Origin of the sequence: Chitinophaga sp. (genome assembly GCF_036569125.1) — a bacterium.
Lineage (GTDB): Bacteria > Bacteroidota > Bacteroidia > Chitinophagales > Chitinophagaceae > Chitinophaga.
Window position 1 is genome coordinate 13,565 of the sequence record NZ_DATCRF010000107.1, and the last position, 13,939, is coordinate 27,503.

A 13,939-nucleotide genomic window follows, 5' to 3' on the forward strand; every position below is an offset into this window, starting at 1 on the left:
TGATCCTTCACCTCAAAAACATGATCGTATGCAACATGTAGCTTTCAAACAAACCCTGTTAAGAACCGGCCTGCTGGCCTTTTTATGCCTGGCGCTGTTCTCCTTTAAAGCGCCATTCGGGGTAGACAGTTATGAAATTTACCTGAACAACAAGCTAGTATTAAAACAATATGCTTCCAAGGAGATCAGCTTACAAAGCCTGGCGCTGGATAAGGCCAGTCCCGATGATCAGCTGGTAGTGTATTACACACATTGCCGCGGTAAAGCATCCGGTACAGGCCGCAGCCTTACCATTAAAGATGATGGCGGCCGCATTGTAAAAGAATGGAAGTTTGAAGATGGTAAAAAAGGAATGAGCATCCCGGTAAAGGCATTACAGCAGCTGGAAAAAAATAATGCCCAAAGCCACCTCACCCTGTACTACGCAGCATCAGAGCTGCCGGGCGGGCAAATGCTGGCTGCTTTATAGCAGGCTAAATATTCAGCCAGTACACCAGCTTTAGCACCAATGCCCTGTTCTTTACATAAAAAGGCGCGGGCAGGTAGTTATCGGTATATACAATGAACAGGTCCGATGCCGGGCGGTAACGCCACTGGAAGCGGGTATTAAGGTTCATATTCTTCAGCTGTTCATTATACTGCATAAAACCGGTAAAGAACAGGGTGTTGGTCATGGTAACATCCAGGCGGGGACCTACCAGCCAGAATTTATTATTCCCCCAGGGCTGTGGCAGGCGGATATCATTATAGGTGGTGCTTAATGCAATGCTTACATAGGGCTGAAAGCGGTAACCCAGCTCAGTGCCCAGCGTGGTACGCGTACCATCTGCATAATAGCCGCCATAGCGGCCGGAGAAAGAGTAAGTGAAAAGGCTTTGCGGTTTGGATACATAATCTACCCCCACTGTATTCCAGTTATGCTGCGAGCCGGTTGGCAGGCTGTCCTTACCGGTGTTGGTAGGGTCAAAAGGTAATAACAGCTTAATGTAGTTGTTGGATGCCCAGGCTGTGAGTGTATTGCGTTTGCGGAACACAATGGCGTAAGAGAGCATGGTTTCATTATCCGTACGCTTCATGTGCTCATCATAAAAGCTGGTAGATATAACCTGCGGCCCATGGCTCAATACCGGGCCTGTTTTCGGAAAAAAGAGGCGCGTGACCTGCGGCACCAGCTTTATATAACCCTGGCGGGGTACATACCCTACTTCTGCATTATAGTTACGGCCCACGTATTCATGCTGCCAGCCAATGTTCCAGGTGCGGCTGGTATATTGCAGATTAGCCGCCTGCGCCCAGTCATGCCCGCTTTTACCCGGGCTGGCGGATTTTAATAACAATGCTTTACCGGTCCAGAAATTATTGGCGGAGGCCAGGTTATACTCCAGCCCCAGGTTGCGGTTGTAACGGGAATACAAAGGTTTTTCCGAAGGATTATCCGGCGTATAGTTCAGGGATTCTTTGTTGATGAAGAGGAAGCCAACATTGGAGCGGGCAAACACGCGGCGCTGCAAAGCTGCTACGGTAAAATTCTGCGCCGGCAGGCCCAGGCTTTCATCCTTAGCCGTTTGCATGTTCATAAAACCCATGCGCCAGTTGCGGTTCAGCTTTCCGCTCAGGCGTGCGCCAAAACGGATAGGCACTCCTAACCCAATACGGCGCGAGAAAAAAGGCCGCAGTGTAGCGTATCCAAAATTGGTGAACTGATCGCCATTCTCCAGGAAGAATTGCCTTTTCTCGGGGTAAAACAGTTCAAAGCGGTCCAGGTTAGTAACCTGTTTATCTACATCCACCTGGGAAAAATCCGGGTTTACGGTGAGGTCCAGGTTCAGGGAAGAGGTAACGGCTATCTTGGCATCCACACCGGCTTCACGGCGGTAATTATTTTTGGTGCCGGCTGCATAATCTTTATTGATGCCGCCCAGCAAATAGGGAATAATGGAGATATTAGGCCCGGGGTCAGGCGGCGGCACATCCCATACCAGCACGCCGGTATAGGCCAGGGAAGCGGATGGGAACTGCCGTGGCACAGGCGCCCAGCTGCTTTTCTCTGTTGTTTTCAGATCATTGCGGCCAAAGTTAATACCCCATTTACTGATGCCTTTTTTATAACGTATAGTCTTAAACGGTATGGAGGCTTCAAACACCCATTTATCCGGATAGTTCTTCACTACAGAGGTCCATTTGTTATCCCAGCTCAGGTCAACCTTACCGCCATCATACATCAGGCCATCCCACTGGGCCCCGGCGGCATTGGCGCCAAAGGAAAAACCATTGGTCTGGTCGTCAAAGGGATCCATGAACAACAAGAAATTATCATTCTTCAGGAAAGCAAAATCTCGCTTAAGAGATTCCACCATGTAAGGTCCGGGGAGAGCGTTGTAGTTTTCTACCAGCAGGTAAAGGTGCTGCGCATCATAGGTCATACGCACATCTGTACGCACGTTGGCGTAGCTGGTATCCATGGGCAGGATCATGTAAAAGTTGGTAGCAGTATCCGCCTGCTGCCAGCCTGCGTCGTCAATAATACCGTCTACCTTCACCGGGGTAGCGGTTCTGCGTATATGAAGCTGAAATGTTTCGTTCTTCTTTTGCGCCATTGCCGGAAGGCAAAACAGGCAAAGGCAAAGTAAACGTGGAATAGTGCGCACAATAGTCAGTTGCTGGTTTACTGACAAAATACAAAAAACGGTTACTAAATACCAGTTTACACCTGCCGCTCATCATATTGTGCGGGTAAAGGCACTGCTGCAATAATCACAATGGCGTTATTGGAGAGCGCTTCCAGCTCAATTTCCTGTATACCCCACAGCGCCAGTCCATCCCTGGCATTTAGTAACCGGTACTGGACCTCAAAAGCGCCTTCCAGTACAAACACAAATAAGCCCTGATCCGGGGCGGCCAGGGAGTGTACGGCTTCAGCCCGTCCGTTAAACTTCCCTATCCGGCACTGCCGCCCCATGGAGATCAGCTGGTCTTTATGCAGGTTCAGGTCAAAGGCGGTAAGCTGTGTGGCGCTGTATTCCGCAGCTGCGCTGCGTTTGAACCACCACTGCAAAAAATTCACTAAAGCATTTTCGTAGGGATTGCTGATAACCAGCACTGCATCCTGCTGGGTGGTGTAGTACAACGACTGTCCGGCTACCACCTGCCCAGCCTGGCCGGTATTGTCTTTCCAGGTAATGGCGCCTACAGTCGGCAGCAGCAGGATCTCAGCAGCTGCATTTACATGCAGGGTAATACTTTGCTCCGCATCCAGGGTATCTTCATGCAGGGCGTACAGCGCGCCAAAAGGCGTTTTATGCTCATTATAGAATCCATCGGCATTAAAGGTGTAATAGCGCCGGCGCCCTGCATGCTCCTGCAGGCCTCTTTCGTCTGCCAGGAATATTTTCCCCTGTGATTGCGGTAGCATATTAAAGCAGCTTTATATCATGAATATTCAGGAAAGGCTGCAGCGTAAACAGTTCTGTAGCTATGCGCCCTTCCTCATCCGGGGTATCGCTTAAGGCCACCAGCAGCTGGTTGCCGATGGTATCGTACCAGGTAAGCGGTTCCGATAAGAAGTTGATGGCTACCTGGTGCTGCGTTTTTTGCCGGATGTTGCTGTTAATGATCTCGAACTTAAAATTCCTGAACGGTAAAAAGTGTTTTCCTACGGCATTCAGTATATCCGGAACCTTAGCGTTTAAAGGCATGAGATGCCCTGTTACGGCAGGACTTACCAGGAAATGTAATTGCTCCGCACCCGGCACATAGGTAAGCAGCTCGCCAAAGGTGCTGTACTTTTTTTCCTGGTTGTAATACTGCGCCTGCATCAGAAATTCGGTATAGCTATCCTCAAACACATGCTGCTCCCATGTTTTGCGGGATTGTGCATCAATTACTTTCCGGTATAATAAACGGATGCTCTTTTTTGACATCGGTGATCATTATTATCAGGCGCTTACATAAATGGTTTGCGTGAGGGTATAACCACTGCTTACGCTGCCCGTAACAGTAGCCAGCTCACTGCTTAAAGAATCGCTGAACACCATGTCGGCTGTATTGGCGGTGTCCTGCGTGCCGTGTGCTTTATAATCGGCTGCGGTAGTGTATACCGTGTTGCACACATCTGTTGGGAAAGCAATTTGTGTTACCATTAGAGAGGTGCCGCTGGCATTGTACACATGCACATGGATATGCGGTGCGCGGCCGGAGTACCAGCCGGGGAAAATGCTGGTGAAGGTTACCAGCCCGTCTGCATCCGTAGTCTGGCGGCCACGCAGGAAGTGGGAGCCGCTATAGTCTACGGTGGAATAACCGCCGCCCGGGTTTACGGTGTATTCAGAATAATAGCCTACGGATGTACAATGCCAGATATCCACCAGCGCATTGGCCAGCGCATTACAGCTGTTCTTAACGTTCTTGATATAGATCTTAACGGTAAGCGGTACACCGGCCTGCCCATCTACAATATTGCTTCTTACATAAGAAGAAGGGCTTTTAGTGGGATAAGGCCCTGCGGTTTCAGTAGGTGTGGTAGAGCAGCTGCCGTCGCTGCTGGTTTCAGTGCCGGTGGTGGTAGTGGTGGCGGCAGCATCGTCTTTGGTGCAGGATTTAGCCAGTGGCGCTATAGCGGCCAGTCCTAAAGCGGCTAAACTGTTCTTTAAAAAGAGCTTTCTTTCCATACAATGTAATTTTAGAAGGTTCCTGTGGTCGTTGTTGTGGCTTATTGCTGGTGTAAAGATTAAGGGAAGCGGGGAGCTAAAATGTTATCTGCCGTTAAAGGGAAGGTTTGTGCCGATGAACATTGAGGCGATAAAAAAAAGTCCTGCACGCGGTGCAGGACTTTTTAATTAATAATTAAGAATGAATAATTAATAATCGCAGGGAGATATTACGTGCAAGTTTTATACTGCATTATTGCAGTATAAACTAACCGTATACCTGCTTCCATTATTATTCATTCTTAATTATTCATTATTAATTATAACTCTCTTACCCAAATATTGCGGAAGCTCAACGGCTCGCTCTTATCGCCATGGGCCTGCAGCTTAATAGGCGCAGGACCGTGAGCTGCTTTCTCATAAGAAGCTTTACCAATATAGCGGGTAGGGCCCTGCAGCTCAGTATTGTTCTGTACCAGCACGCCATTGTGGATCACGGTTACGCGGGCTGGTGATTTCAGAGAGCCATCGTCGTTAAAACGGGGTGCTGTCCAAAACACATCATACGCCTGCCATTCACCGGGTTTTTTACAGGCATTCACCAGCGGCGGTGTTTGCTTGTACAAGCTGCCGGCCTGTCCGTTCACATAAGTAGCGTTGTTATAATTATCCAATACCTGCAGCTCATATCCATCATCCCCTTTACCAATAGATGCCAGGAAAATGCCGCTGTTGCCGCGCGCCTGGCCGGTGCCGGTAATGTTAGCAGGGATACGGTATTCAATATGCAGCTGGTAATCGGTGAAGGTACGTTTGGTTTCTATGTTGCCCTGGGTTTTATCAACCGTTAAAATACCGTTGCCCACTTTCCATTTGGCGGGCTGTCCTTCATTGTTTACAGATACCCATTCACTCAGGTTGCTGCCATCAAAAAGCTTAATAGCGTCGGAAGGTGCATCGGCAGCGCTTTTGCCGGGTGTAACTACTTTTGGAACCGGAGACCATACCTCTGTTTCTTCAGGTTTGGTTTGAGCGAACGCGGAAGTGCTTAGCAGAGCAGCTGTTGCTGCTACAAGTATTCTCTTATGCATGATCACAAATAATTTAATCCTCTAATTTAGCTTTCAAATTGATAAATTAACAGGATAAATTACCAGAAACTGGACGAACGGTTTTAACGGTGTGCCTGCGCTACCCTTTCCACGGCATGCAGGAGTGATTCGTACGTTTCGTTATAGTCTATCTTTTCTCCGTTCACAAAAAATGTAGGCGTACCATTTACCCCGCTGCGGATGCCGCTTTCAAAATCGGCTTCTACTTTTTGCTGCAGGGCCTCACTTTTCCAGTCCTGCGCAAACTGCTGCAGATCCAGGTCCAGCGCTTCTGCAAAGGAAAGCAGGCTGTTGGCATCCAGGTGATCCTGGTGCTCAAAAATAAGATCGTGCATTAACCAGAACTTGCCCTGCTGGCCGGCTGCTTCCGCTGCCAGCGCAGCGATATAAGCGGCGGGGTGCGCTTCCTGCAAAGGGAAATTGCGGAACACGAACAGGAGGTCCTTTTCTTTTTCGGACAGCAATCTTTTGATGAACGGATGTGCAATACCGCAATGGCTGCATTGATAATCGCCGTATTCAACCAGCGTAACAGGAGCGCTGCGGTGGCCGGTTTGCCGGTCGCTGCCGGAGACAGGGGTTTTTAATGTTGACATAAGCTGTTGTTTTAATGTTGACCATTATCCATGGTTTCCAGCGCTTCCAGGATGCCGTCTGCACCGGGATTAATGCCATCCGGTGAAAGATAGCTCCATTGTATCACGCCCTGTTCATCGATCACAAACAAAGCACGTTTGCTTTGTCCTTCTTCCTCATTATAGGCGCCGTACAGGCGGGATACTTCCCCCTTGGGCTCAAAATCAGCCAGCAGCGGAAAATGCAAATGGCGGTCCTGCTCAAAGGCCAGGTGGCACCATTTACTGTCTACTGAAATGCCGATCACTTCTGCGTTATGCTGCTGAAAAAGCTTGCGTGCCTCATTGTATACTGCCATCTGATCACTGCATACCGGGCTCCAGTCTGCCGGGTAAAAAGCCAGGATCACCCGTTTGCCTTTCAGGTCCTGCAGCTTTAAGCGTTGGTCCGGAGTGCAGTGCAGATCAAAATCCGGGGCAGGGGCGCCTTTTTCTAAAATGGATCCAGCCATAATGTTGTTGTGTTTTAAGTGTTACAACATAAAGCTAATATCATACCGTTGCTACCGGGCAGGGCTATACAGGCTTAACTGCCAGCATGAACCCTGCCCGGCGGGCTATTCAGAGCGGAGTAATAATGCCGGGACCGGCGGCCTGCGTGGATTTTTATTCACATTCCATCAGCATGGATCGTCCTTTCCCATAGTATGGGCGGTCCAGGTATGGCCCTGGCGTGCGATCAGCGCTTCTGCATTTTCCGGCCCCCAGGTACCTGCCTGGTAGTTGGGAAAGTCCAGTGAATCGTGCGATTCCCAGTTCTCTAAAATGGGTGTGATCACATCCCAGGCAGTCAGCACCTGGTCGGAACGCATGAACAGGGTAGCATCGCCGCGTAATGCATCCAGCAGCAGGGTTTCATAAGCTTCCGGTGTTTTCGTAGTGGCGTTATCGTAATGGAACACCATTTCTACAGGGTTCAGGCTCATTTCCAGTCCCTGCTTTTTAGCGGTAAAGCGCAAACGGATATCCATTTGCGGCTGTATGTTTATGATCAGGCGGTTGGGCGTAAGGTTATCCGCATATTTATCCGGGAAGGTGGAATGCGGTACCGGCTTGAATTGTATGGTAATGGAGGAAGTTCTTTCCTGCATACGCTTGCCGGTGCGTAAATAAAAGGGCACATCCTGCCAGCGCCAGTTATCCAGGTAAAATTTAATAGCGGCGTAGGTTTCCGTATTGGAATCCGGTTTTACGCCGGGTTCTTCCCGGTAGCCCGGCACTTTTTTACCCTGCAGCCAGCCCGGCCCGTATTGCCCGCGCACCGCATATTTATATACTTCCTCCTGCTTAATGGGGCGTATGGCGCGCAGCACATCTACCTTGCGGTTGCGGATCTCCTCTGCTTCAAAAGATACCGGCGGTTCCATGGCTATCATACACAAGATCTGCAGCAGGTGGTTCTGGATCATATCGCGTAAAGCGCCGGCGCCTTCATAATAGCTGCCGCGCTGCTCCACGCCTACCTGCTCTGCCACGGTGATCTGCACATAATCAATATAGCTGCGGTTCCATAAAGGCTCAAACAGCGCATTGGCAAAACGGAAGGCCAGTATGTTCTGCACCGTTTCCTTGCCCAGGTAATGATCTATACGGTAGATCTGGTTTTCCGGGAACGTGCTGGTGATCATATTATTCAGCGCCGTAGCGGTTTCCCGGTTAGAGCCAAATGGTTTTTCTATAATAATGCGGTCGGCCTGCGGATCGGGCGCCAGGCCTACCCGGCCCATGTTGGTGGTAATGGGGCCAATGAAATGCGGCGCTACAGATAAATAAAATAAGCGGTCGGCACGCGCACCCCGGGTTTGGTCCAGCTGCTGCAGCCGTGATAGCAGCGTGCTGTAAAACACCGGATCGTTAATATCCGACTTCAGGTAATGCACCCGCGATTTGAATGCATGCCATTTGGTGTCTTCCGGCGTACCGCTGCGGGAAAACTCCACTAATCCATCCAGTAAATGCTGGTGATATGCAGCATCGTCATAGTCTTCCAGTCCTAACCCAATAATGTTAAAGCTTTCGGGCATCCAACCTTCAATAAACAGGTTGTAAAAGGCGGGGATCAGCTTCCGTTTAGACAGATCGCCCGTGCCGCCGAAAATAACAATAACGGAAGGGGTTGATTTTTGTGCAGGTTTCATCTAAGCATCCATTTATAATAATTAATAATTAAGAATGAATAATTAATAATCGCTATGCATGTGCTGCACGTAAACACAGCCTTCTTCATTATTAATTGTTAATTATTCATTCTTAATTATGAAAGGTACTAATTACCAAAGTAATATTCATGTTTGCCATGCGGAAATGCGGTAGCCGGAACCTGCCCCCCGATGCCACCCCCATTGCCCGCCTTTGCCGGTATGCAACTTTGTAATTTTAATCTCTATATTTATGCGGGCAGTTTTAACCAATTAATAATAGACATCAAGCCATGTTGGCCAATGAAGGGCGCACGGATGAAGAATTATTGCACTTGCTGCAAAACGGGGACGAGCAGGCATTAACATGGCTGTACAGGCGCCACTGGGAACCTTTATTCCTGGCCGCTTACCAGGTGCTGAAAGATAAAGAGGCCTGTAAAGACCTGGTGCAGGAGCTGTTTACAGAGGTATGGCAAAAGTGTAATCACATTCAGCTTACCGGTTCCTTTAAAGCCTACCTGGCTGCCAGCATCCGTTATAAAGTATTCCGTTATATACGCCAGCATCCCGCGCAGGAAACCCTGTTTGAGCACCTCACGGAAAGAATGCAAACCCCCTCCCCGGAAAGTGAGCTGGCCGCTAAAGAATTACAGGCACAGTTAAATACGCTGGTAGCTGCGTTGCCGGAAAAATGCGCTGCCATTTACCGTATGAGCCGGGAACAACATTTGTCTTACAAGGAAATAGCCAGCCGCCTGAATGTATCCGTAAAAACGGTGGAGAACCAGATCAATATTGCCCTGCGCCGTTTGCGTACAGGCCTGCATTACAGCATAGGCCCGCTGTTGGTGCTGGTAAAGCTGCTCTCCTGAAATCTTCTCCATTACTGGTGTTTTTTTAACATGCCTTGGGGGTAGTGGATCTTATTTGTCACTACTCTACAAATACTCCCTATGGACCGGCAGGCTTTTTTTATGCTTATAGATAAATGGATGGATGGCTGTGCAACGGATGCAGAGGTACAGGCGCTCATGAACTATTACTACAGCTTCCGGGAAGCGCCGGAATGGGAAGGGCATTTATTGGGCGCAAAAGCACAGCTGGAGGCCGAAATGGAGCAGCAGCTGCTGTTAAACATCCGGCAAATACCACAGCAGCCGGCTATTATACCGGTAAGGCGTATCGGTTGGTTACGCATAGCAGCAGCAGTTGCATTGCTGATAGCTGCGCTGGGCATTACCTGTTATATGGTATGGAAACCCCTGCCGCCGGTGCAGCAGCAGGCTTTTAGCACACAACCGGGGCAGCACCGGCAGCTGCAGCTGCCCGATGGTACTAAGGTATGGTTAAGCCCCGCCTCTTTCCTGCAATACCCGGAAAAGTTCAGCGGGCATACGCGGGAAGTGACCCTGCATGGAGAAGCTTTTTTTGATGTAGCGGCTAATGAGGAACAGCCTTTTATTATTCACAGCGGTGCGGTAGATACCCGAGTGCTGGGCACCTCTTTTAACATACAGGCGTATCCGCAGCAGCCTAACATAGGCGTAACCGTTGTAACGGGCAAGGTGGCGGTGAAAACTGCAAAAAGTGAAGCGGTGGCGGTAACACCGCAGCAGCGGGCTGTTTTTAACAAACAAACCGGCAGCATTCAGCGGGAGGAAAATGTGGATACGGCACAGCTGTTACTGCGCCGTGACGGTATCCTGAAATACAGGGGCGCTGCGCTGGCTGCCGTGGCAGCGGAGCTGGGATATTATTATAATGTCAGCATCAACATAGCAGGTAGTACGGAGGGATGTTTTTATTTCGGGGAATTTAATACCAATGGCCAGCTGGAAAAAGCATTAAAACAACTATGCCTTACACTCAATGCCACGTTAGAAAAAAAGGGAGATACCTATGTGATCAAAAAGGTGCGTTGCTGAACAGGCATCCGCCCCTCACGTAGCAAAAAAAAGTCCTCCCGGAAAAAAGGAGGACCCATTAGTTAAGTTTTTACACCGCGTATGTTCAACGGCCTCGTAAACCAAAAACATAGCGGCTTTTACTCAACCATAATCGACGTAAATGTATGAAAAAATGTACACCGGTAACCAGGCTGCTTACCAAAAGCTCGCTGTGCATCCTTGTTATCTTATGCAGTACCACACTCTCACTCATGGCCAAAAGACCGGCCGCACAATTACTGGAGAAAAAGATCACGTTAAGGATGGAGCAAAGCGCCTTATACCAGGCGCTGGACCGTATCGGCGCTGCGGCCAACATCTCATTCAGCTATGCGGTCAGCAAAGAGGTATTGAGCAGCAGGGTTAGTATTAACGCCCGCAACCAGAAGGTAAGCGTAATCCTCAAAAAAATACTGGACCCTTTTGCGCTGGAGTATTTTGTGGCAGATGATAAAGTGATCATACGCCATGAGGCAGATAAAATAAACACGCCGCCGCTTACGACCCGCGCAACAACAGCCGCCGTAACCAAACCGCTGAAAGGGCGGGTGGTAAGTGAAAAAGGCGATCCGCTGCCCGGCGTATCCATCCAGGTTAAAGGCAGCAACCAGGCCATTGTAACCAATGATCATGGCGAGTTTGAGCTGAAGAACGTACCGGATGATGCGGTGCTGGTAGTATCATTCATTGGTTTTATAACACAGGAAGTAGCCTCCGGCACACAAACGGAATTAGGCATTGTGCTGGCGGAAGACACCAAAAAGCTGGGCGAAGTAATTGTGGTAGGTTATGGTTCCCAGAAAAAGACCAGCTTAACCAGCGCCGTGGCCACCATTAAAGGCAGTACCCTTGCAGAACGCCCGGTACCCAATGTGGTGAATGCTTTGCAGGGACAGGTGCCTGGTTTGTTTGTACAGCAAACAGACGCTATGCCCGGCAGCGGCAGCACCAAGCTGAATATACGCGGCATCAGCACCCTTTCCAATAACCCGGTGCTGGTGTTGGTGGATGGGGTAGCCGGGCAGCTGGAAACCCTGAACCCGCAGGATATTGATAACATCAGCGTATTAAAGGATGCCTCTGCCACCGCAATTTACGGGGCACGCGCATCGGGCGGCGTATTGCTGGTCACTACTAAAAGAGGGCGGCAAAATACCAAACCCGTACTTTCTTATGATGCATATGTTGGTACACAGCAGCCCACCTATTTACCCAAGCTGGTAAATGCCGTGGACTTTATGAAAAAGTGGAATGAATCGCAGCTGAATGATAACCCAGGCACCACGGTTCGTTTTTCAGATGCCGACATTGCGAAATATGCCAGCGGCGAAAAGCCCAGCACCGACTGGATCAAAGCCATCTTCAAGGAAAACGCCCTGCAAACGCAGCACAACATCAGCGTATCCGGCGGCAGTAAGAATACCGATTACCTGGTATCCCTGGGTTACCTGCGGCAGGAAGGTTTGGTGCAGGGCGTGCTGAACCAGCGTTACAGCTCCCGCATCAACATCAACACACAAATAACAGATAACCTGAAGTTTGGCATTAACACCGTGTACATGAATGCGCCCAAGAGTTTTGCAGGCGCAGGTATTTATACCACGGCTATGCACTGGGCTTACATCCTGAACCCCACGGAATGGCCCTACACACCGGAAGGCCGCAACCGGCATTACCGCGGCGGCTCCCAGCCGGTGGCTATTATTAACGATGGCGGGTTTGAACATTACAAGGATAATTACCTTAACACTAATATGAGCCTGGAATATGGCATCACTAAAGGCCTATCGCTGAAAGGGCAGTATGCATACAGCACCCGCGATATTAAACACAAAGTGTTCCGGGCTACTTACCGCCTGTATGATGATAATGAGAACCTGGTGTTAACGGACCAGTCGCCCAACTCCTTAACGGATAACCAGAGCACGGAGGTGAACCAAACCTTTATTGCTACCATGAATTACGGGTTAAACATAAACCGCCATGATATTAAGGCCCTGGCGGGTTTTAGCCGGGAAAGCTATTCGTATGAAAGCCTGGGCGCAGGCAGAAGCGATTTTTTGAACAACAGCATTCATACCATTAACGGGGGCAGCGCAGATAAAGATTTCTGGCAAACCAGCGGCTCCGCCAATGAATGGGCTATTCAATCTTATTTCGGACGTTTGAACTACAGCTATAACGACCGTTACTTATTTGAAGCCAGCGCGCGTTATGATGGCTCTTCCCGTTTTAAAAACAACCGCTGGGGTTTCTTTCCCTCCTTTTCTGTGGGCTGGCGTTTGTCGGAAGAAGATTTTCTGAAAAGCTCCCGTACCATCAGCAACCTGAAGCTGCGCGGCTCTTATGGTAAGGTAGGCAACCAGAACGCCACCGGCCTGTATCCCTGGGCCAACATTATTGGCACCGGCGCTATTTATTTTAATGATAAAGCGCAAACCACTACCTACTATAACAACACGGCCAACGCCAACCTTACCTGGGAAGAAAAAACTACGGGCAATATTGGTGTGGATGCCGGTTTCCTGGATGAAAAAATTACGTTCACGGCCGATGTGTTCAGGGAAAGGACCGCAGGCATTTTACTAACACCCAGCGTACCCTCCACCTTTGGCCGTGACGCGCCTATTATGAACCTGGGGCGCATGAGCAACCGGGGTTATGAGATCAGCATCGGTTACCAGAATCGCGATCATGCATTGAAATATGGGGTGCTGGTAAATTTCTATGACGCCCGCAACAAGATCCTGGACCTGGGCGGCACACCGGACATACTGGATGTGAACCCGGTAATGGTAGGCCAGTCGCGCTGGACCTGGTACGGGTATAAGGCCATTGGTTTATACCAGTCGGAGGATGATGTAAAAAATTCTCCCAGCTACAAACCGCAGAACAAGCCCGGTGATATTAAATACCAGGACCAGAACGGCGATGGTAAGATAACCCCGGACGACCGGGTAATATTAGGCGATGCAGACCCGCACCGCATGTTTGGGATTGCCGCCAATGCCAGCTGGAAGCAGTTTGACCTGAGCCTGCTGTTCCAGGGCGTGCTGAAAAATAAAACCTACCTCACCGGTTATGCAGTAAGCCCATTCAATTACGGCGGCAGCTTTACGCAGGACCTCATGGATTCCTGGACGCCGGATAACCGCGCTGCGCGCTATCCCTTAATGCGGCAGGACCTGAGTGTGAACTACGACTTTTCCGACTGGTGGTTATTTGATTCAAAATACATGCGCCTCAAGAACCTGCAGCTGGGGTATACGCTGCCACAGAACTTACTGCAACGGTTGAAAATAAACCAGCTAAGGTTGTATGTGATGCTGGAAAATGTGTTCACCATTAAGTCAAAGAACTTTCCCAAAAGCTTTGACCCTGAAATTGACAACTGGCAAAGCGGCGTGAACTTTCCGCAAATGAAAACCTATACGCTGGGCCTTAACCTGAAATTCTGAT

The 13,939-nt window shown here is 49.5% G+C and carries 12 protein-coding genes; 4 read left to right on the top strand and 8 right to left on the bottom strand.

Annotation, left to right across the window (positions count from 1 at the left end):
• The first annotated feature begins 28 nt into the window (after positions 1-28).
• A complete protein-coding gene (locus VIM87_RS03795) occupies positions 29-469 on the top strand; it encodes a hypothetical protein (RefSeq protein WP_331995685.1) in 441 nt (146 codons plus the stop codon).
• 4 nt (positions 470-473) lie between these two features.
• Here VIM87_RS03795 and VIM87_RS03800 read toward each other — a convergent pair whose 3' ends face one another.
• From VIM87_RS03800 to zwf, 8 genes are all read right to left on the bottom strand, one after another.
• A complete protein-coding gene (locus tag VIM87_RS03800) occupies positions 474-2,648 on the bottom strand; it encodes a carbohydrate binding family 9 domain-containing protein (protein ID WP_331995686.1) in 2,175 nt (724 codons plus the stop codon).
• 56 nt (positions 2,649-2,704) lie between these two features.
• Positions 2,705-3,412 carry a hypothetical protein gene (locus VIM87_RS03805; protein ID WP_331995687.1) on the bottom strand — a complete coding sequence of 236 codons (708 nt, stop codon included), beginning with the start codon at positions 3,410-3,412 and terminating at the stop codon, positions 2,705-2,707.
• Between the two features lies 1 nt (position 3,413).
• Complete coding sequence (locus tag VIM87_RS03810) at positions 3,414-3,920, bottom strand: hypothetical protein (RefSeq protein WP_331995688.1); 507 nt, start codon at positions 3,918-3,920, stop codon at positions 3,414-3,416.
• Positions 3,921-3,935: 15 nt separating this feature from the next.
• Entirely contained in the window at positions 3,936-4,667 is a 732-nt protein-coding gene (locus tag VIM87_RS03815; RefSeq protein ID WP_331995689.1) for an intradiol ring-cleavage dioxygenase, read from the bottom strand.
• A gap of 299 nt (positions 4,668-4,966) precedes the next feature.
• The gene (locus VIM87_RS03820) at positions 4,967-5,737 is read right to left on the bottom strand and encodes a DUF1080 domain-containing protein (RefSeq protein ID WP_331995690.1); all 771 of its coding nucleotides are present in this window, start codon (positions 5,735-5,737) and stop codon (positions 4,967-4,969) included.
• 83 nt (positions 5,738-5,820) lie between these two features.
• Positions 5,821-6,354: a DsbA family protein gene (locus VIM87_RS03825; RefSeq protein WP_331995691.1), complete on the bottom strand. Its 534-nt coding sequence runs from the start codon at positions 6,352-6,354 to the stop codon at positions 5,821-5,823.
• An 11-nt stretch (positions 6,355-6,365) separates the two neighbouring features.
• A complete protein-coding gene (locus VIM87_RS03830; RefSeq protein ID WP_331995692.1) occupies positions 6,366-6,845 on the bottom strand; it encodes a peroxiredoxin in 480 nt (159 codons plus the stop codon).
• 168 nt (positions 6,846-7,013) lie between these two features.
• Positions 7,014-8,531, bottom strand: coding sequence for a glucose-6-phosphate dehydrogenase (gene zwf / locus VIM87_RS03835; RefSeq protein ID WP_331995693.1), 1,518 nt, complete (start codon positions 8,529-8,531; stop codon positions 7,014-7,016).
• Between the two features lie 293 nt (positions 8,532-8,824).
• Between zwf and VIM87_RS03840 the strand changes: the two genes are divergently transcribed.
• The 3 genes from VIM87_RS03840 to VIM87_RS03850 all read left to right on the top strand — a co-directional run bounded on the left by VIM87_RS03840 (position 8,825) and on the right by VIM87_RS03850 (position 13,938).
• The gene (locus tag VIM87_RS03840; RefSeq protein ID WP_331995694.1) at positions 8,825-9,406 is read left to right on the top strand and encodes an RNA polymerase sigma-70 factor; all 582 of its coding nucleotides are present in this window, start codon (positions 8,825-8,827) and stop codon (positions 9,404-9,406) included.
• A gap of 81 nt (positions 9,407-9,487) precedes the next feature.
• The gene (locus VIM87_RS03845) at positions 9,488-10,459 is read left to right on the top strand and encodes a FecR family protein (protein WP_331995695.1); all 972 of its coding nucleotides are present in this window, start codon (positions 9,488-9,490) and stop codon (positions 10,457-10,459) included.
• A gap of 146 nt (positions 10,460-10,605) precedes the next feature.
• Entirely contained in the window at positions 10,606-13,938 is a 3,333-nt protein-coding gene (locus VIM87_RS03850; protein WP_331995696.1) for a TonB-dependent receptor, read from the top strand.
• The last annotated feature ends 1 nt before the right edge of the window (position 13,939 follow it).

What these genes read in the sequence shown, in the direction of transcription:
- VIM87_RS03795 (WP_331995685.1), top strand. Translation starts at nt 29, where the DNA reads ATGCAACATGTAGCTTTCAAACAAACCCTGTTAAGAACCGGCCTGCTG.
- VIM87_RS03805 (WP_331995687.1), bottom strand. Translation starts at nt 3,412, where the DNA reads ATGCTACCGCAATCACAGGGGAAAATATTCCTGGCAGACGAAAGAGGC.
- VIM87_RS03810 (WP_331995688.1), bottom strand. Translation starts at nt 3,920, where the DNA reads ATGTCAAAAAAGAGCATCCGTTTATTATACCGGAAAGTAATTGATGCA.
- VIM87_RS03815 (WP_331995689.1), bottom strand. Translation starts at nt 4,667, where the DNA reads ATGGAAAGAAAGCTCTTTTTAAAGAACAGTTTAGCCGCTTTAGGACTG.
- VIM87_RS03820 (WP_331995690.1), bottom strand. Translation starts at nt 5,737, where the DNA reads ATGCATAAGAGAATACTTGTAGCAGCAACAGCTGCTCTGCTAAGCACT.
- VIM87_RS03825 (WP_331995691.1), bottom strand. Translation starts at nt 6,354, where the DNA reads ATGTCAACATTAAAAACCCCTGTCTCCGGCAGCGACCGGCAAACCGGC.
- VIM87_RS03830 (WP_331995692.1), bottom strand. Translation starts at nt 6,845, where the DNA reads ATGGCTGGATCCATTTTAGAAAAAGGCGCCCCTGCCCCGGATTTTGAT.
- zwf (WP_331995693.1), bottom strand. Translation starts at nt 8,531, where the DNA reads ATGAAACCTGCACAAAAATCAACCCCTTCCGTTATTGTTATTTTCGGC.
- VIM87_RS03840 (WP_331995694.1), top strand. Translation starts at nt 8,825, where the DNA reads ATGTTGGCCAATGAAGGGCGCACGGATGAAGAATTATTGCACTTGCTG.
- VIM87_RS03845 (WP_331995695.1), top strand. Translation starts at nt 9,488, where the DNA reads ATGGACCGGCAGGCTTTTTTTATGCTTATAGATAAATGGATGGATGGC.
- VIM87_RS03850 (WP_331995696.1), top strand. Translation starts at nt 10,606, where the DNA reads ATGAAAAAATGTACACCGGTAACCAGGCTGCTTACCAAAAGCTCGCTG.